This window comes from Lysobacter sp. A421 (assembly GCF_054052145.1).
The window spans coordinates 452,388-470,645 of the sequence record NZ_JBSVRL010000001.1 but is presented as its reverse complement, the minus strand read 5'-3'; the positions used below and the strand labels follow the sequence as shown (position 1 = coordinate 470,645).

General features: G+C 65.6%; 14 protein-coding genes. 7 read left to right on the top strand and 7 right to left on the bottom strand.

All coding sequences use genetic code 11. The features are described 5' to 3' along the window. Positions 1 to 30: 30 nt before the first annotated feature. On the top strand, positions 31 to 957 hold the full coding sequence (locus ACW7G6_RS02205) for a LysR family transcriptional regulator (protein WP_456997472.1): 927 nt from the start codon (positions 31 to 33) through the stop codon (positions 955 to 957). A 116-nt stretch (positions 958 to 1,073) separates the two neighbouring features. Here the strand turns inward: ACW7G6_RS02205 and ACW7G6_RS02200 are convergent, their stop codons facing one another. Genes ACW7G6_RS02200 through ACW7G6_RS02180 form a run of 5 tightly spaced genes read right to left on the bottom strand, consistent with a single transcriptional unit; the run spans position 1,074 to position 4,467 of the window. Beyond that, positions 1,074 to 2,285, bottom strand: coding sequence for a zinc-binding dehydrogenase (locus ACW7G6_RS02200; protein ID WP_456997471.1), 1,212 nt, complete (start codon positions 2,283 to 2,285; stop codon positions 1,074 to 1,076). Continuing rightward, positions 2,212 to 2,679 carry a PaaI family thioesterase gene (locus ACW7G6_RS02195; RefSeq protein ID WP_456997470.1) on the bottom strand — a complete coding sequence of 156 codons (468 nt, stop codon included), beginning with the start codon at positions 2,677 to 2,679 and terminating at the stop codon, positions 2,212 to 2,214. Before ACW7G6_RS02195 ends, ACW7G6_RS02200 begins: the two co-directional genes overlap by 74 nt. Next, positions 2,676 to 3,377, bottom strand: a complete 702-nt coding sequence (locus ACW7G6_RS02190; protein WP_456979259.1) for an SDR family NAD(P)-dependent oxidoreductase — start codon at positions 3,375 to 3,377, stop codon at positions 2,676 to 2,678. The genes ACW7G6_RS02195 and ACW7G6_RS02190 overlap by 4 nt, the downstream gene beginning before the upstream one ends. Next, on the bottom strand, positions 3,374 to 3,967 hold the full coding sequence (locus ACW7G6_RS02185) for a DsbA family protein (RefSeq protein WP_456979258.1): 594 nt from the start codon (positions 3,965 to 3,967) through the stop codon (positions 3,374 to 3,376). Before ACW7G6_RS02185 ends, ACW7G6_RS02190 begins: the two co-directional genes overlap by 4 nt. Then, a complete protein-coding gene (locus tag ACW7G6_RS02180; RefSeq protein WP_456997469.1) occupies positions 3,964 to 4,467 on the bottom strand; it encodes a winged helix-turn-helix transcriptional regulator in 504 nt (167 codons plus the stop codon). Before ACW7G6_RS02180 ends, ACW7G6_RS02185 begins: the two co-directional genes overlap by 4 nt. Before the next feature lie 527 nt (positions 4,468 to 4,994). Between ACW7G6_RS02180 and ACW7G6_RS02175 the strand changes: the two genes are divergently transcribed. From ACW7G6_RS02175 to ACW7G6_RS02150, 6 genes are read left to right on the top strand one after another with little or no spacing between them, the layout of a single operon-like run. Then, positions 4,995 to 6,290, top strand: a complete 1,296-nt coding sequence (locus tag ACW7G6_RS02175; protein ID WP_456979250.1) for an efflux RND transporter periplasmic adaptor subunit — start codon at positions 4,995 to 4,997, stop codon at positions 6,288 to 6,290. A gap of 12 nt (positions 6,291 to 6,302) precedes the next feature. Next, positions 6,303 to 9,455 carry an efflux RND transporter permease subunit gene (locus ACW7G6_RS02170; RefSeq protein ID WP_456997468.1) on the top strand — a complete coding sequence of 1,051 codons (3,153 nt, stop codon included), beginning with the start codon at positions 6,303 to 6,305 and terminating at the stop codon, positions 9,453 to 9,455. Further along, positions 9,448 to 10,872 carry an efflux transporter outer membrane subunit gene (locus ACW7G6_RS02165; protein ID WP_456979248.1) on the top strand — a complete coding sequence of 475 codons (1,425 nt, stop codon included), beginning with the start codon at positions 9,448 to 9,450 and terminating at the stop codon, positions 10,870 to 10,872. Before ACW7G6_RS02170 ends, ACW7G6_RS02165 begins: the two co-directional genes overlap by 8 nt. Next, the gene (locus tag ACW7G6_RS02160) at positions 10,856 to 11,494 is read left to right on the top strand and encodes a TetR/AcrR family transcriptional regulator (RefSeq protein ID WP_456997467.1); all 639 of its coding nucleotides are present in this window, start codon (positions 10,856 to 10,858) and stop codon (positions 11,492 to 11,494) included. Before ACW7G6_RS02165 ends, ACW7G6_RS02160 begins: the two co-directional genes overlap by 17 nt. Before the next feature lie 54 nt (positions 11,495 to 11,548). Next, the gene (locus tag ACW7G6_RS02155; protein ID WP_456997466.1) at positions 11,549 to 12,499 is read left to right on the top strand and encodes an aldo/keto reductase; all 951 of its coding nucleotides are present in this window, start codon (positions 11,549 to 11,551) and stop codon (positions 12,497 to 12,499) included. A gap of 10 nt (positions 12,500 to 12,509) precedes the next feature. Further along, on the top strand, positions 12,510 to 13,574 hold the full coding sequence (locus ACW7G6_RS02150) for a lipid A deacylase LpxR family protein (RefSeq protein WP_456997465.1): 1,065 nt from the start codon (positions 12,510 to 12,512) through the stop codon (positions 13,572 to 13,574). 41 nt (positions 13,575 to 13,615) lie between these two features. Here the strand turns inward: ACW7G6_RS02150 and uvrA are convergent, their stop codons facing one another. Together uvrA and ACW7G6_RS02140 are read right to left on the bottom strand one after the other, a co-directional pair. Then, positions 13,616 to 16,135, bottom strand: coding sequence for an excinuclease ABC subunit UvrA (gene uvrA, locus ACW7G6_RS02145; RefSeq protein WP_456997464.1), 2,520 nt, complete (start codon positions 16,133 to 16,135; stop codon positions 13,616 to 13,618). Beyond that, positions 16,125 to 18,017 carry an ATP-binding cassette domain-containing protein gene (locus ACW7G6_RS02140; protein ID WP_456997463.1) on the bottom strand — a complete coding sequence of 631 codons (1,893 nt, stop codon included), beginning with the start codon at positions 18,015 to 18,017 and terminating at the stop codon, positions 16,125 to 16,127. Before ACW7G6_RS02140 ends, uvrA begins: the two co-directional genes overlap by 11 nt. Positions 18,018 to 18,258: the final 241 nt, after the last annotated feature.

The window sequence follows — 18,258 nt, the reverse complement described above, 5'->3', positions numbered from 1 at the left end:
ACCTCATACCCCAATCGAAGGTAAAGCTGAATGGAGCTCCGGCAGCTACGTTATTTTGTCGCGGTCGCGCAAACGCGCAATTTCACCCGCGCCGCCGAGCAACTTCATATCGCCCAGCCACCGCTCAGCCGCCAGATCCAGCAGTTGGAGGACGAACTGGGCGTGCAGTTGCTGCTGCGCAACAGCCGGCCATTGCGGTTGACCGACGCAGGCCGGGTGTTCCGCGAGCAGGCCCTGCAGATCCTGGCCCGGGTGGAACAGATGAAAACCGCGACCCAGCGCACCGGCCGGAACGAACGCAGCGTGCTTTCGATCGGCTTCGTCGCCTCCACGCTGTACAGCGGGATGCCACTGCTGGTGCGCCGGCTCCGCCAACAGCGCCCGGAGCTGGACATCCAGTTGCTCGAAATGATGTCGATGGACCAGATCGAGGCATTGAAGACCGGACGGATCGACATCGGCTTCGGCCGCGTCCGCGCGATCGACCCGGCGGTCGAGCGCATCGTGATGCGCGAAGAGCGGCTGGTGGTCGCCCTGCCCCCGACCAGCCCACTGGCCGACGGCACCGGCCCGCTACCGCTGAGTGCGGTCACCGGCGAAACCCTGATCGTCTACCCGAAGGAACCCCGCCCCAGCTTCGCCGACCAGGTGCTCTCGCTGTTTGCCGACCAGGGCCTGCGGCCAAAAGAGACCCAGGAAGTCCGCGAACTGCAGACCGCCCTGGGCCTGGTCGCGGCGGACATGGGCGCCTGCATCATCCCCAGCTCGGTGCGGCTCCTGCGCACCGACCTGTGTTATCGCGAGCTGGCGGACGATCACGCCACCTCGCCGATCATCATCAGCTACCGCGCCAACGACCACTCGAGCGACATCGATCTAGTGAAGCGCTTGATCGGCGAGATGTATGCCGAGGAGCCGGCCTGGCTCGACGGCGGCCCGCAGCGGACGGGCACATGACGGAAACCGGCGTCAGAGTCAGAGGTTTCCCCAGCAGCCAGCGCCTCAGACCTTGACCGCGTTCGCGGCTCCAGGCTGTCCGCTTTCGGTCATGAAAGCGGGCAGAACAGCCCTTTCTACAAGGACGGGTTGATCAGATACTTCTCGCCGGTCGACTTGCGCTCGTACGCGGCCAGGATGTCTGGCTGGAGCGCATCGGTGAGGCTGATGGTTTTTGTGTAATGACTGGCGAAAGTCGTTGTCAGCTCATCCACGACGCGTTGACGCATCCGCGTCACGACCTCCTGGCCCGCCTTCTGCAGGAACGGGAAAAGCAGCCATCCGCCGACGTTCCAGGCAAAACCGAACGTCCGATCGATCACGGTCGGCCCCGTGTCCAGGGCGCCGTAGATATAGACCTGCTTGAACGCGTCCGAGCCGTAGCGGTTGTAGGTGGTGACGCCGCGACTGGCGACGGCTTCCATCGCCTGGAGGATCTGGCCGGCCAGCGTGCCGCCACCAATGGCGTCGAAGCCGATGGTGGCGCCCGTTTCAGCGATCGCTTCCGTCAGCTCGGCCTGGAAGTCGGGCGACGTGCTGTCGACGATGTGGCGTGCGCCGATCTCGCGCAGAATCGTCGCCTGCGCGTCGCTGCGCACGATATTGACCAGCCCGATCCCATCCGTAAGGCAGATCCTGTTGAGCATCTGGCCCAGGTTCGAAGCGGCGGCGGTCTGCACGATGGCGCTGTGCCCCTCGGCCTTCATCGTCTCGGTGAAGCCAAGCGACGTCAGCGGATTGACGAACATCGACGCTCCGTCCGAGACGTCCACGTCATCGGGCAACAGGATGCAGTCCCGCGCACGCAGTTTGCGCAGCTGCGTGTACATCCCACCGCCCAGCATCCCGATCTTTTTGCCAAGGAAGTGCTGCACATCGCGGCCCGCCTTGACGACGGTGCCCGCGCCTTCGTTGCCGACCGCCAACGACTGATCCAGCCGGCTGCGAATGGCCGCCAGGCGCTGCTGCGGAATGTCGGCGACCAGCACCGGTCGCTCCGGCGTGCCTTCGGCCCGGACGGTCGATACATCGGCAGGGCCGAGCAGGAGCCCAAGGTCGGATGGATTGATGGGTGTGGCCTCGACCCGCACCACCAGCTCATCCGGGCCGGGCTCATCCAGCACGACCGTCTCCAGGCTCAGCCGAAGCTGTCCATCGGACGTCGCCAGCGATCGTAGTTCCAGTCCACTCATCGTCTTGTTCATTTCTGCCGCCTTATTCGGGTTGTGCGAGGTCGAATACCAGCAGCGTCGACGTGGCCGTCGCACACAAGCGGCCGTCGCCGTCATGCAGCGTCGCCTCGGCAAAAGCGACGCGCCGTCCCATCGAGACAACGCGGCCGACGGCGCGCACCGTCCCGCTGTTGTCGGTCAGCGGACGCAGATACGACACCTTCAGTTCGAGCGTGGTGTGCCCGCGCCCGGCGTCGAGCTGGCTGTGGACGGCAATGCCGCAGGCACTGTCGAGCAGTGTCGCCGCATAGCCGCCGTGCACCGAGCCGAGCGGGTTGTAGACGGTCCGATCAGGCGCGCCTTCGAACACGGCATGGCCGCGATCGACCTCGACCAAGGTGAAGCCGAGCGTTTCGCCCATCGGCGGCTGGTTGGCTCCGGCCACCATCAGGGCGCGAAGCTGCTCGAGGCCGTTGAGCGCGCCGTCTCCCCACGTATCCACGGCGCTCACCACGGCTCGTGGAAGGGCCGGACTTCGGCGAGGAACGACCACGCGTCGCGCGGCTGATGTGCCAGGTGAAAGACCTCGCCCGCGATCGAGGCGGGAGAGATGAAGAAATCGTCCGCCGTATCGGGCAGCCGCTCGCGCTGCCACGGCACGTCGATTACGGCATCGATGATGAGATAGGCGACGTGTACGCCCTTCGGCCCCAGGTCACGGGCCAGTGATTCGGCCAGGATCCGCTGCGCCGCCTTGGTCGGCGCGAACCCGGCAAAGCCCGCCCTGCCGCGCTGGGCGGAGGTATTGCCGGTCACGATCAGCGCGCCCTCGCCGGCCGCCACCATCGCCGGGGCGGTCAGCCGGGCCAGGTTGAACAGCGCCATCGTGTTGATGTCGAAGTTCTTCTGCAGCGTCTCCGCCTCGATCTCCATGAACGTGCCGAACGCACCGCCCACTGCGTTGTGGACGACCACTTTCGGCATTCCGACATCGGCGATCGCCTGCTCAAGCGCGGCCCGGTCCGTCACGTCGCACGGCACCGCGATCGTGTCGGGTATCTCCGCTTCCAGCGCAGCCAGGCGATCGGCATTGCGCGCCAGCATCGCCACGCGGTAGCCACCCTCGGCGAAGCGCCGCACCAGGGCAGCGCCGGTGCCGGGGCCGACCCCGGTAACGAGGGCGAGTGGTTTGGTGGTCTTGTCGGTCATGCTGCTTGCTCCAGGTGCGCGAGATGTTCGCGCACGAAATCGAGACGGTCGTTGCCGAAGAACATCGCGTCGCCGACGAACATGGTCGGCGAGCCGAACACGCCGCGTTCGGCGGCTTCATGGGTGTTGGCGTCCAGTTGCGCGATCGTTTCGGGCGCGTCGATCCGCTTGGCGATCGCGTCGGCGTCGATCCCGACCGCGGCGATGACGGCGAGGATGTCGTCCTTCGCGGCGAGTGTCCTGCCCTCGCTCCAGCACGCGCGGTACAGCGCCAGCGTTATCTCGATTGCCTCCGCCGGCGATGCCGCCGCCAGCACGGCGCGCGAACAGGCATCGCCATCGTTCGCGCGCATGTCGGATGGATTCAGTGCGATGCCGTAGCGCTGCGCCCAGCGCGCCAGATCGTCGCGGGCGTAGCGCCCCTTGGCCGCGCAGGTGAGCGTGGTCGGCACGTTGCCGACCTCCTCCATCAGCTTCAGCACCATCATCGGCCTGAGCGCGATGTCGACGCCCATCTCATGTAGCTGCGTGAAGGCAAGGTAGCTGTACGGGCTGCGGAAATCATAGAAGAGTTCGATCGATCGGGTCATTGGACTGCTCCTGTGGCGAGGTTGTTTAGAAGATGGCGAACGCGGTCGTCGGCCCCGGGGCCGGGGCGAAGCTGGACGCGGTCGCGGGGAACCGCCGTGCCGGTCTCGGGATCGACTAGCGCCAGGCGCAGCGGTCGCCCGGTTTCGCGATCGATCGTCTCCACGGTCGGCGCGCCAAAGCCGCTCGCATCCCAGCGGTCGCCCCATTCGCGCAAGGCAACGCTGACCTTCCACAGGTCGCGGCCTTTGGCCGTCAGCCGGTATTCAACCCGGGGTGGCCGCTCCTGATAGCGCGACTGTTCGACGATGCCGTGCTGCGTCAGATGCTTGAGGCGCGCCGCCAGCGTGGCGGTGGGAATGCCCGTGCTCTCGCGCAGCTCGTCATGGCGACGGAGCCCGAGCGACAGGTCACGGATCAGCAGCAGCGTCCAGCGATCCCCGATCAGCTCGAGTGCACCCGCGATGGAGCACCGCATTCCTGCGAAAGACTTCACTTTCACTTTGTCGACACCTTATTACTTCAATTATTGAAGTATAGGTGTTTCGGAGCCTTTGTCGAGCACATCGAGTCATCGCGACAGTCCCGCCAGGCCCCGCTCCTTTCCCCGGCTTCGCCGACCAGGTGCTATCGCTGTTCGCCGACCAGGCCTGCGGCCAAAATAGACCGAGGAAGTACGCGAACTGCAGACCGCACTGGGCCTGGTGCCGGACAGTAGCGAAAGCTTCCCGGCTGCTCATTTCCAACGAAGCCCTGCGCTCACATGAGCTTCAACCGGCAGCTGCAATGCTTGCGCGCGCTATGCGCACAGAAACTCGTCAACGTGATCGCCAGATGGCTTCAGGGTGTCATTCAAAATGAACCCGCGCGAGATCGGCGATCGAAAGTGTGTGATGGCTCACGGAACGTCAAGCGCACATTCAGTTTCACGCGACCACACCATTGACATAAAAAGAATGACCGTTCATTCTTCTGCGGTTCGGGCGGCGTGACCGCCCTCTTTCTATTCTCCCCATTGAGCCTACTCCCATGTCCAGGTCCCCACGCCACTTGGTTCTCCTGCCGTTAGCACTCGCCTTTTCCCTGGCCGCCTGTGGCGGAGACGATGCGTCGCAACAGCCACCGCCCGCCGCGGTAACCGTGGTCACCATGAAGCCGGAAACGGCGACCCTGACGCGGGAGTTGCCGGGCAGGACCAACGCTTCCCAGATCGCCGAGGTTCGTCCCCAGGTGTCGGGCATCGTCGACAAGCGGCTGTTCACCGAGGGCGGTCTGGTAAAGGCGGGTCAGGCGCTGTATCAGCTCGACAATGCCTCTTACGAAGCCAACGCCAACAGTGCCCGGGCGCAGCTCGCACGCGCGCAGGCAACCCTGGTATCGGCAAAGCTGACCGCCGCACGATCGGCCGAACTGGTCAAGATCGATGCCATCAGCAGGCAGGACAATGAAAACGCCACGGCGGCGCTGAGCCAGGCCAAGGCCGAGGTCGCCGCTGCCCAGGCCGCGGTGCAAAGTGCCGAGGTGACCCTGGGTTATGCCCGGATCAACTCGCCGATCAGCGGCCGCATTGGCAAGTCCACCGTCACCAAGGGCGCGCTGGTGACGGCCAACCAGCCCGAAGCACTGGCGACCGTCCAGCAACTCGACCCGATCTACGTCGACCTGACCCAATCGGCCAGCGAACTGCTGCAACTGCGCAAGGACTTGGCCGCAGGCACGCTGGAAGGCGCGCGCGACCTGCCGGTGACGATCCTGCTGGAGGATGGCACGCCGTTCGACCAGCAGGGCAAGCTGGCGTTTTCCGAGGTCAGCGTCGATCCCGGCACCGGCAGCTACTCATTGCGCGTGGTGGTAGACAACCCCGATCACCTGTTGCTTCCCGGCATGTATGTACGGGCGGTGATCGGAAAGGGGATCCGCCAGAACGCAATCCTGGTACCCCAGCAGGGCATCACCCGCGACCCCAAGGGCCATGCCACCGCGATGGTGGTCAACGCCGAGAACAAGGTCGAGGTGCGCCCGGTCACGGTCAGCCAGACCGTCGGCAACCAATGGCTGGTCGAAAGCGGCCTGGCTGCCGGCGACAAGGTCATCATCGCCGGCCTGCAGAAAGTGCAGCCCGATGCCCCGGTGAATGCCACCGAGGCCGGTGAGCAGGCCGAACAGGCCACCGGCGAAGCTGCGCCCGAGGGTGCCGAGCCGGCGACTGCCCAACCAGAGTCCGGCACGCCAGAGCCCGGCGCGCCCGAGGTCACCAACCCCGACGCCGCCACCCCCGCTGATGCGGCCACGCCGGCGGCCGATGCCCCGGCCTCGCAGCAGTAAGCGGAGAACTTCATGGCACACTTCTTCATCGATCGCCCCATCTTTGCGTGGGTCATCGCGATCATCATCATGCTGGCCGGCGGGCTGGCCATCTTCACCCTGCCGATCTCGCAGTATCCGACCATCGCACCACCCACGGTATCCATCAACGCCACCTACCCCGGCGCCTCGGCGAAGGTGGTCGAGGACTCGGTGGTGCAGATCATCGAGCAGAACATGAAGGGCCTCGACGGCCTGCTGTACTTCTCATCCACCAGTGAAGCCAGCGGCGGCGCCTCCATCACCCTGACGTTCGAGAACGGCACCGACCCCGACACCGCCCAGGTGCAGGTGCAGAACAAGCTGCAGTCGGCCATGCCGTTGCTGCCACAGGAAGTGCAGCGCCAGGGCGTCAACGTCAGCAAGTCGGCCAGTGGCTTCCTGCAGGTGATCGGCTTCGTGTCCGAGGACGGCAGCATGTCCAAGGACGACATCGCCGATTACGTCGGCGCCACCCTGGTCGATCCACTCAGCCGGGTACCCGGCGTGGGCACCATCCAGGTGTTCGGGTCCAAGTACGCGATGCGGATCTGGCTGGACCCCAACAAGCTCGATACCTACCACCTCACTCCTGCCGACATCACCGCCGCGGTGCAGGCGCAGAACGCACAGGTCGCGGTCGGCTCGCTCGGCGGCGCGCCGGCCATCGAGGGCCAGCAGATCAATGCCACCGTGACCGCGCAGGACCGGCTGCAGACGCCGGAACAGTTCCGCGACATCGTGGTGCGCAGCAATGCTGATGGCTCGGTACTCAAGCTGGGCGACGTCGCACGGGTGGAGATGGGCTCGGAGAACTACGAGTTCATCTCCCGCTACAACGGCCAGACCGCAACCGGTGTCGCCATTTCACTGGCCACCGGCGCCAATGCGCTGGAGACTTCCGCGGGAGTGAAGGCCACGCTCGACGAACTGGAGCCGTTCTTCCCGCCCGGCCTGACGACCGTCACGCCATTCGACAGCACGCCGTTCGTGAGGGTGGCGATCAAGGGCGTCATCATCACCTTGCTGGAAGCCATCGTGCTGGTGTTCCTGGTGATGTACCTGTTCCTGCAGAATTTCCGCGCCACGCTGATTCCCACCATCGCGGTACCGGTGGTCCTGCTGGGCACCTTCGGCATCCTGGCGGCATTGGGTTTCTCGGTGAACATGTTGACCATGTTCGCGATGGTGCTGGCGATCGGCTTGCTGGTCGATGACGCCATCGTGGTGGTAGAGAACGTCGAGCGATTGATGTCCGAGGAAGGTCTGTCGCCGCTGGAGGCGTCGCGTAAATCGATGACCCAGATCACCGGCGCGCTGGTCGGCATCGGGCTGGTGCTGTCGGCGGTGTTCGTGCCGATGGCCTTCATGTCCGGCTCGACCGGCATCATCTATCGACAATTCTCCGCCACGATCGTCTCGGCGATCGGCTTGTCGGTGCTCGTTGCCATCGTGCTGACCCCGGCGCTGTGCGCGACCATGCTCAAGCCGATCAACAAGGGCGAGCACGGCAAGACCACCGGCTTCTTCGGCTGGTTCAACCGCCACTTCGACAACAGCAGCAAGAAGTACCGGCGCGGCGTGCACGGCATCATGGGCCGCTCCAAGCGCTTCATGGCGATCTTCGTGGCTCTGGTCGTGGTGATGGGCCTGCTGTTCATCCGCCTGCCCAGCTCGTTCCTGCCAGAAGAGGACCAGGGCATCCTGTTCGCCCAGATCCTGGCCCCGGTAGGTGCGACCCAGGAGCGGACCATGGAGTCCATGGAGAAGTTGGAGAACTACTTCCTGGAGAACGAGAAGGAGAACGTCGAATCGGTATTCAGCGTCCAGGGCTTCAGCTTCGGCGGGACCGGCCAGAACAACGGCATGGCCTTCGTCAAGTTGAATGACTGGAGCGAGCGCACCAGCGACGAGGCGAGCGCCACCGCGATTGCCGGCCGCGCGATGATCGGGCTTTCCGCCATTCAGGATGCATTTGCGTTCGCCTTCGCCCCGCCGGCCATTCCCGAGTTGGGTACCGCCGCCGGCTTCGCCTTCTATCTCAAGGACAACGCCGGCCTCGGCCACGACGCACTGATCGCGGCGCGCAACCAGTTGCTGGGTGCGGCCGCCCAGAATCCGGTGCTGGCCAACGTACGTCCCAACGGTCAGGAGGACTCACCGCAGTTGCGACTGGATATCGACCAGGAAAAAGCCAGTGCATTGGGCTTGTCGACTGCCACCATCAACGCCACCTTGTCGGCGGCCTGGGGCGGCCAGTACATCGATGACTTCATCGACCGTGGCCGCGTCAAGCGGGTGATGTTGCAGGCCGATGCGCCATTCCGCATGGTGCCCGAGGACTTCAACCAGTGGACGGTGCGCAACAACGCCGGCGAGATGGTGCCGTTCTCCGCTTTCGGCACCTCGCGGTGGACCTATGGTTCACCGCGTCTGGAGCGCTACAACGGGGTGTCCGCAGTCCAGATCCAGGGTGAGGCTGCGCCAGGGGAAAGCTCGGGCGAAGCCATGGACACCATCGAGCAGCTCGCTGCACAACTGCCGAGCGGATTCGGCATCGAGTGGACCGGCTTGTCCTATCAGGAGCGTGAGGCCGGCTCGCAGACGCCATTGCTCTACACGTTGTCGCTGCTGATCGTGTTCCTGTGTCTGGCCGCGCTGTATGAAAGCTGGACGATCCCGACCGCGGTGCTGATGGTGGCGCCACTGGGCATCCTGGGCACCGTGCTGGCGGCCTCGATGCGTGGCATGGAACGCGACGTCTATTTCCAGGTGGCGATGCTGACCACGGTGGGACTGACCAGCAAGAACGCGATCATGATCATCACCTTCGCCAAGGACTACATGGCCGAGGGCATGGAACTGACCAAGGCAACGATGCGCGCGGTGCGCGAACGCCTGCGGCCGATCCTGATGACCTCGCTGGCGTTCGGCATGGGCGTGCTGCCACTGGCCATTGCCAGCGGTGCCGGCTCGGGCGCACAGAATGCGATCGGTACCGGTGTGCTCGGCGGCATGATCGTCGGCGTGTTGCTTGGCCTGGTCTTCGTGCCCTTGTTCTTCCTGGTGGTCGAACTGCTGTTCAACCGCGACCTGCGCCAACCCGCTGCTGCTGCCCTCGCAGCCGGAGACGACAACCATGCATAAGCCACTGATCACCGCGCTGGCACTGGCGACGAGCCTGTTCGTGTCCGGCTGCGCCATGCTCGAACCCCGGGTACCCGAGGCGGCGCCGGCGATTGCCGGCGAGTGGCCGTTGCCGCCGACCACCTCGGTGTCCTCCCCTGCCCCGACAACCGGCGCCTCCACTGCGCTCCCGGTCGCCGATATCGGCTGGCGCAACTTCTTCGTCGATCCGGCGTTGGAGCAGCTGATTGCGCTTTCGCTTGAGAACAACCGCGACCTGCGGGTGGCCATGCTCAACGTGGAACGCGCCCGCTCCCAGTACCGGATCCAGCGGGCCGACCGCATGCCATCGCTCGGCGTGACCGGGCAGATGGAGCGGATCGGTGGCGACGTAACGACCAGCGAGACCTACTCCGCCAACCTGGGAATTGCCGAGTTCGAGCTCGATCTGTTTGGTCGCGTGCGCAATCTCAGCCAGGCGGCGCTGCAGCAGTATTTCGCCACCGAGGAAGCCCGTCGCAGCGCCCAACTGGCATTGATCGGGGAGGTTGCCAACACCTACCTCACCCTGTCGGCCGACCGCGAACTGCTGCAGATCTCCGAGGCCACACTGGCCACCCAGGAAACCTCCTACAAACTGACCCAACAGCGTCATGAGCTGGGTGCCTTGTCGGCATTGGAAGTCAACCAGTCCCGCACGGTGGTTGAAACCGCGCGCTCCGACGTCGCCCGGTTTGCCGGCCAGGTGGCGCAGGACACCAACGCGCTGAACCTGCTGGTGGGAAGCCCGGTCGCGCCGGAATTGCTGCCTGACGCATTCCAGCCGCAGGTCAGCGGACTGGAAGCCCTGCCCGCCGGTCTGCCCTCGGAAGTGCTGCTGCGCCGGCCGGACATCATGGCCGCCGAACACCAGTTGCTTGCGGCCAACGCCAACATCGGCGCGGCTCGCGCGGCATTCTTCCCCTCCATCAGCCTGACCGGCAGCATTGGCTCCACCAGCACCGAGCTATCGGGCTTGTTCGATGGTGGCACCAGCATCTGGAGCTTCGTGCCGCGGGTCAACCTGCCGATCTTCCAGGGCGGGCGCCTGCGCGCCAACCTGGGCGTGGCCACCGCCGACCGCGATATCGCCCTGGCCCAGTATGAAAAGTCGATCCAGGTCGGTTTCCGCGAAGTGGCCGATGCATTGGCGCTGAGCAAGACCCTGGCCGACCAGCGGATTGCGCAGCAAGCCCTGGTGGAAGCAGCGACCCGTGCACACGATCTCTCCCAGGCCCGCTATGACGCCGGCAGGGACAGCTATCTGATCCTGCTCGATGCCCAGCGGACGTTGTATGCAGCCCGCCAATCCCTGGTGGCGACCCTGTTATCCGAGCAGGCCAACCGGATCACTCTGTACAAGGTGCTCGGCGGCGGGTGGTATGAGCAAAACCCCTGACCCCCTGGCCATGATCGAGGAGGCACTGGTCGCGGCGAAAGGCGAAGCCCGCGTCGAAGCCCAGCGCGAACGGATCCTGGCTGCGGCGCAGAAGTGCTTCATCGAGCACGGCTTCCACGGCGCCAGCATGGCCAACATCGCCGAGACCGCCGGCATGAGCGCCGGGCTGATCTACCGCTACTTCGCGGGCAAGAACGAGATCATCCTGGCGATCGTGCAGCACCAGCTCGAACTGTTTTTGCACGATGTCCAGCTCAACCGCCAAGTCGACATGATCGCCGAGATGAGCGGCAGTTTCGGCCGCGCCTGCCATCCGGCCCCGCGCGGCGTAAACCCCGCGCTGCTGCTGGAAATGTCCGCCGAAGCCACCCGCGACCCGACCATCGCCGCTGCGCTGGACGGTTTCGACACCGTCCTGCGCAAGGCCTTGTCCCAGTGGCTGAGCGACAGCCCCGAACGCGGCGGGTGCGGGTTGCCGACCGAATTGGCTCCGTCCCGCGCACTGATGCTGCAGCTGCTGTTTGAAGGGCTGAAAGTGCGCGAGACCCGCGAGCCCGAACTGGACCGGGCACTATTGGCGAAGGCCTTGCAGGATTTCGTGCCGCAGCTGCTCAGCCCGTAACCGGGATCGATCCGCGGGCCTGGCCCTCCGCAGAAACACGCAAGAGGAACCTCCATGAACAAGCGTCCCCTTGGCCGTAGCGGCCTGCAGATCGCACCGCTGGTATTCGGCGGCAACGTATTCGGCTGGACGGTGGATCAGCCGACCGCCTTCGCCCTGCTCGACCGCTTCATCGATGCCGGCCTGAACGCCATAGACACCGCCGACGTGTACTCCACCTGGGTGCCCGGCAATCAGGGCGGCGAGTCGGAGACCATCATCGGCAACTGGCTCAAGGCAGCCCCCGCCCGGCGCGAGAAGACCGTCATCATCACCAAGGTCGGCTCGCAGATGGCCCCCGACCGCAAGGGCCTGTCGGCGAAATGGATCATTACGGCTGCCGAAGACTCGCTGCGCCGGCTGCAGACCGACCGCATCGACCTTTACCTGAGCCATCAGCCGGATCCGGATACGGCGGTGGAGGAAACCCTGCGCGCCTACGAGCAGCTCATCGCCCAAGGCAAGGTGCGGACCATCGGCGCCTCCAACCTAGATGCGGCACAGCTTCGCGAGGCACTCGCGGTGGCATCGGAAAAGGACCTGCCACGCTACGAGGTCCAGCAGCCCGAGTACAACCTCTACGACCGCGCCGGCTACGAGGCCGGACTGCGCGATCTTTGCATCGCCGAAGGCCAGGGCGTAATCACGTACTACAGCCTCGCCTCGGGCTTCCTGTCGGGCAAGTACCGCTCCAGCGAGGACCTGGGCAAGAGCGTGCGTGGCCAGGGCATCGCCCGGTATCTCGACGCGCGTGGCCTGAAGATCCTGCAGGCACTGGACGCGGTAGCGGCAAACCTCGACGCGACGCCGGCCGAAGTCGCGTTGGCCTGGCTGATCGCGCGTGAAGGCGTCACCGCGCCGATCGCCAGCGCCACCACAATCGAGCAGCTCGACAGTCTGGTTCGCTCAACCCTGCTGGCGCTCCCGGCGACCGAGATCACCCTGCTCGATAGCGCCAGCGCGTAAAGGGCGTCCCATGGCGGCCAAGCGATACCACCTGGGCCAATGGTGCGTGCTGGCGCTGGGCGTGTTGTTGCCTGGCCTTGCCGCCGCGCAGGCCGTCTGCCCCGAGGACTCCACCCTGGCAGCCTACCCGCCGGTCGTCAGCTTGCGGGTGGACAACGATCTGTTCGCGAACCGGGACGAGGGTTACACCAGTGGCGTGCTGCTGACCATGGTCTCGCCCAATCTCAAGGACTATGTCGACGACCCGTGCCTGCCGGCGCCGGCGCGCTGGTTGAATGGATACCTGCAACGCATCCAGCCCGGGGGCTTCGACCAGCAGAACATGGTTGTCACTGTCGCCCAGGGGATATTCACCCCCGGGGACCACACACGGACGGACCTGATCGAGCACGACCGGCCATACGCGGGCGCGCTGCTGGTGGGCTTCGGCTACAACGCCCGCAAGGAACACGAACTATTCACCACGCAACTGCTGGTGGGCATGGTCGGTCCCGCCTCGCTGGCCGAACGCACCCAGGACCTGATCCACGACATCGTCGGCGCGGACAAGTTCCACGGTTGGGAGCACCAACTGCACAACGAGCCGGTACTGAACCTTGTCCACGAACGGTCACGCCGACAGCCGGCGGTTACGATCGGCGAGGGCTACCTGGAATGGGATGCAGTTTCGCACTGGGGTGGAGCGATCGGCAATTTACACACCCATGCGAACGCCGGGTTCGAGTTGCGGCTCGGCCACCGGCTGCCGGACGATTTCGGCTCCAGCCCGATACGGCCGGCAGGCAACAACACCTCGCCGACCATTGATCGAAGGATGGTACGGGGCTGGTCCTGGCATGCGTTCCTTGCCGCCGATGCGCGGTGGGTGCTGCGCGACCTGACCCTTGATGGCAACACGTTCCGCAGAAGCCACAGCGTCGACAAGGAGCCACTGGTCGCCGAAGCCGCAATCGGCGTCGCCATGACCCGTGGCCGCACCAAGTTTGCTTTCGCCCGCTACTTCCGTTCCCGGGAGTTCGAGGGTCAGCGCAACCGTCCTGCGTATGGGAGCTTCACCATCAGTCGGGCGTTTTGAGCACCGGAAGCGTTCCGCGGCTGCTCAAGCCGTAACCCGGCTCAACCGCAACATGCTGCCAGGAAGGGCGCAGTCCGGCTATGTCGCGATTGGCAAACCTCCTGCGGAGTGCCTTGCACCACCACCTTGCCGCCCTCGTCACCGCCGCCAGGACCGATGTCGATGATCCAGTCGCTGGCCGCGGCCACACGTATGTCGTGCTCAACCACGATGACGGTATTGCCCGCCTCGACCAGCCCGTCCAGCTGCCGCATCAGCACGTCCACGTCGGCCGGGTGCAGGCCCGTGGTCGGCTCGTCCAGCAGGTACAGCGTGCCTCGCCGGTGCGCACGTTGCAGTTCACTGGCCAGCTTGATCCGCTGCGCTTCCCCGCCCGACAGCTCCGTGGCCGGCTGGCCCAGGCGCAGATAGCCCAGACCGACCTCGCGCAGCACCTTCAGCGGCCGCGCTACCGGCGGATCACCGGCGAAGAAGTCGGCGGCGGCATCCACGGTCAACGCCAGCACCTCGGCGATGTTGCGGCCGCGGTAGCTGACCTCGAGCGTCTGGGGGTTGTAACGGGCGCCATGGCAGCTGGGGCAAGGCGCGTAAACGCTCGGCATGAACAGTAATTCGACGCTGACGAAGCCCTCGCCTTCGCAGGTCTCGCAACGGCCCTTGGCGACATTGAACGAAAAGCGGCCCGCATCGTAGCCGCGCTCGCGCGCCTGCGGTGTCGCCGCAAACAGCTTGCGCACATGGTCGAACAGGCCGGTGTAGGTGGCCAGGTTCGAGCGCGGGGTACGACCGATCGGCTTCTGGTCAACGGTGACCAGACGCGTGATCTGGTCGAGGCCTTCGGTGATGCGGCCGCCCCGGGTGACGGGCGCCGGCTCGAGCTGCTCGGCATCGTCCGCGTCGGCGCGCACCGACTGGCCAAGGTGCCCGGAAAGCAGTTCGACCAGCGCTTGGCTGACCAGGCTGGATTTGCCCGAGCCGGACACGCCGGTGACGGTGGTGAACACGCCCAGAGGGAATCCGACGTCTACCCCGTCCAGGTTGTTGCGGCTGACGCCCTCCAGCCGCAACCAGCCCGTCGGCGTGCGCGGTACCCGCACAGGCACCGCCGCACGGTCGAACAGGTAGCGCGCGGTCTGCGAGTCGGCGACGCCCGACAGGCCATCCGGCAGCCCGCTGTACAGCACGCGGCCGCCGTGCTCGCCCGCCGCCGGGCCGATATCGACCAGCCAGTCCGCACGGCGGATGACATCGGTCTCGTGCTCGACTACGAACAGCGAGTTGCCCGCGTCCTTCAGCTGCTCCAGCGCCGTCAGCAACGCCTGGGTGTCGGCCGGATGCAGGCCGGCGGACGGCTCGTCGAGGACGTAGACCACGCCGAACAGGTTGGAGCGGATCTGGGTCGCCAGCCGCAGCCGCTGCAACTCGCCCGGCGACAGGGTCGGCGTGGTGCGCTCAAGCGTCAGATAGCCCAGCCCAAGCCCGACGATGATGCCGATCCGCGCCAGCAGGTCGTGCGCGATGCGCTGGGCCACTACGGCCTGTTCGGGGTGCGCCTTGGCCTGCTGCACGTCGACCGGGGCGCCCTCCGCAACCGGCTGCAGCAATCGGGCCAGCTGTTTCAACGGCAGTCGCGACAACTCGCCGATATCCAGACCGGAGAAGGTCACCGACAGCGCCTCGCGCCGCAACCGCTTGCCTTCGCACAGCGGGCAGGTGGTGCTGACCATGTATTGCGCGACGCGCTTCTTGATCATCGCGCTCTGGGTGTGCGCGAAGGTGTGCAGCACATAACGCTGCGCGCTGGAGAACGTGCCCTTGTAACTGGGGTTGTCGCCGCGTTCGAGCGCCGCTCGTGTCTGCTCCGGGGTCAAGTCGCGGTAGACCGGCACTACCGGCTGCTCGTCGGTGAACAGGATCCAGTCGCGTTGCGCCTGCGGCAGCTCGCGCCAGGGAACATCAATGTCGTAGCCCAGCGTGACCAGGATGTCGCGCTGGTTCTGCCCGTGCCAGGCCGGCGGCCAGGCGGCCACCGCACGTTCGCGGATGCTCAGCGAGTCATCGGGCACCATCGACCGCTCGGTGACCTCGTGCACGGAGCCCAGGCCGTGGCATTGCGGGCAGGCGCCCTGCGGCGTGTTGGGCGAGAAACCATCGGCGTAGATGATCGGCTGCCCGGGCGGGTAGCGGCCGGCGCGTGAGTACAACATTCTCAACGCGTTCGACAACGTGGTGACGCTGCCGACCGACGAGCGTGTGCTGGGCGAGCCACGCTGCTGTTGCAGAGCGACCGCCGGCGGCAGCCCTTCGATCGAGTCGACCTGGGGTATTCCGGCCTGGTCGATCAAGCGGCGCGCGTACGGCGCCACCGAGTCCAGGTAGCGACGCTGCGCCTCCGCATACAGGGTGCCAAACGCCAGCGATGACTTGCCCGAACCGGACACCCCGGTGAAGACCACCAGCGCATCCCGCGGGATGTCGACGTCGACATCCTGCAGGTTGTGCTCACGCGCGCCACGTACCTGGACGAAGCCGCTGCGGTCACGGACGGGGTCAGTCGGCATCTTCCAGCACCGCCCAGCGCGCGTAGGCTGCCTCCAGCTCGGTGCCAGCCTCGGCCATCGCGACGTTGTGCGCGGTGATCGCCTCGGCGCCACGCTGATAGAACGCCGGCTCGTTCATCTCCGCCGTCATCGCCGAGATCCGGGTTTCCAGGCTTTCGATCAGCGCCGGCAACTGTTCCAGTTCGCGCGCATCCTTGTAGCTGAGCTTGCGTTTGGGCGCCGTTGGCGTAGTGACTGCGGCAGCGACCGGCGACACCGGCATCGGGGTCGAGCGGGCCGACGCCGGCGCGGTGAACTCGACCCGTCGCTGGCGCAACCAGTCGCTGTAACCGCCGATGTATTCACCCACGCGGCCGTCGCCTTCCATGACCAGCGTGGACGTCACCACGTTGTCGAGGAAGTCGCGGTCATGGCTGACCAGCAGCAAGGTGCCCGGGTAGTCAGCCAACAGTTCTTCCAGCAACTCCAGGGTCTCTACATCGAGGTCGTTGGTCGGCTCATCCATGACCAGCAGGTTGGACGGCTGGGCGAACAGCTTGGCCAGCAGCAGCCGGTTGCGCTCGCCACCCGACAGCCTGGTGATCGGTGCGCGGGCGCGCTCGGGGGTGAACAGGAAGTCCTGCAGGTAGCCGATGACGTGCTTCTGCTTGCCGCCGACCTCAACGAACTCACGTCCCTCCGAGACGTTTTCCAGCGCGCTCCAGTCCTCTCGCAGGGTGGCGCGGTACTGGTCGAAATACGCAACCTGCAGGTTGCTGCCGGTGCGCACCTCGCCTTCGCGCGGCGGCAGCTCGCCCAGCAATACCTTGAGCAAGGTGGTCTTGCCGCTGCCGTTGGGGCCGATCAGGCCGATCCGGTCGCCGCGGAAGATGGTGGTGGATACGTCGCGCATCAGCGGCTTGCCGCCAAAGTCGAACGAGACGTGCTTGGCCTCCACGACCTTCTTGCCCGAGGACTCGGCCTGGGCCAGGTCCATGCGCACGTTGCCGACGTGGTTGCGGCGTTCCATGCGCTCGTTGCGCATCGCCTTGAGGCGACGAACGCGGCCTTCGTCACGCACGCGCCGGGCCTTGATGCCCTGGCGGATCCAGATTTCCTCTTGCGCCAACATTTTGTCGAAGCGCGCGTTCTCCTGAGCTTCCGCGTTCAACCGCTCCTCGCGTCGGCGCTCGTATTTGGCCCAGTCCCCCGGCCAGCTGGTGACCTGGCCGCGGTCGATTTCCACGATCCTTGTCGCCAGCGCACGCAGGAAGCGCCGGTCATGGGTCACGAATACCAAAGCGCCCTTCCAGGATGACTTGAGGAACTCCTCCAGCCAGTCGATCGCCTCGATGTCCAGGTGGTTGGTTGGCTCGTCCAGCAGCAGCAGGTCGGGCGCCGACACCAGCGCACGCGCCAGCAGGACCCGACGCTTCATGCCGCCTGACAGGCCGGTGAATGCCGCGTCGCCGTCCAGGCCGAGACGGTCCAGCGTCTCCACTACCCGTTGGTCGGCGCCCCAACCGTTGGCGGTCTCGATTTTGGCCTGCACGTCAGCCAGGGCGTCGCCATCGAATACCTCGGCATGGCTGATGCGGTGGTATTCCGCCAGCCAGGCGCCCAGTTCACCCATCCCTTCGGCGACCACGTCGAACACGCTGCCAGTGGCTTCCTTGGGAACTTCCTGTTCGAGCCGCGCAATCCGGCGGCCGCTCTCACGGCGAATCTCGCCGTCGTCGGGATGGATCGTGCCCGACAGCAGGCGCAGCAAGGTCGACTTGCCGGCACCGTTGCGGCCGATCAGGGCGATGCGCTCGCCGGATTCAATGGACAGCTCGACGTTCTCGAGCAGGAGCGGGCCGCCGACGCTGTAGTCGACGCTATTCAGGGTGATCAATGACATCCGCCCATTCTACTTGGCTGGCGCCGCCGGGAGGACGTTTCCGGCCGGGCAAAGTGCATACTGCAGTGTGCGGCGTCCAACGTCCGCGTCGACCCAACTGCGGCACCCAGGAGAACGGCATGAGCAAGGGCATGGACCAGAAGAAAAGCGAGAAAAAGAAACCGGCCAAGACCATGAAGGAAAAGAAGGCTGAAAAACGCGACAAAAAGGCTGGCAAGGCGTTCGCGCCGACTTGAGCGGC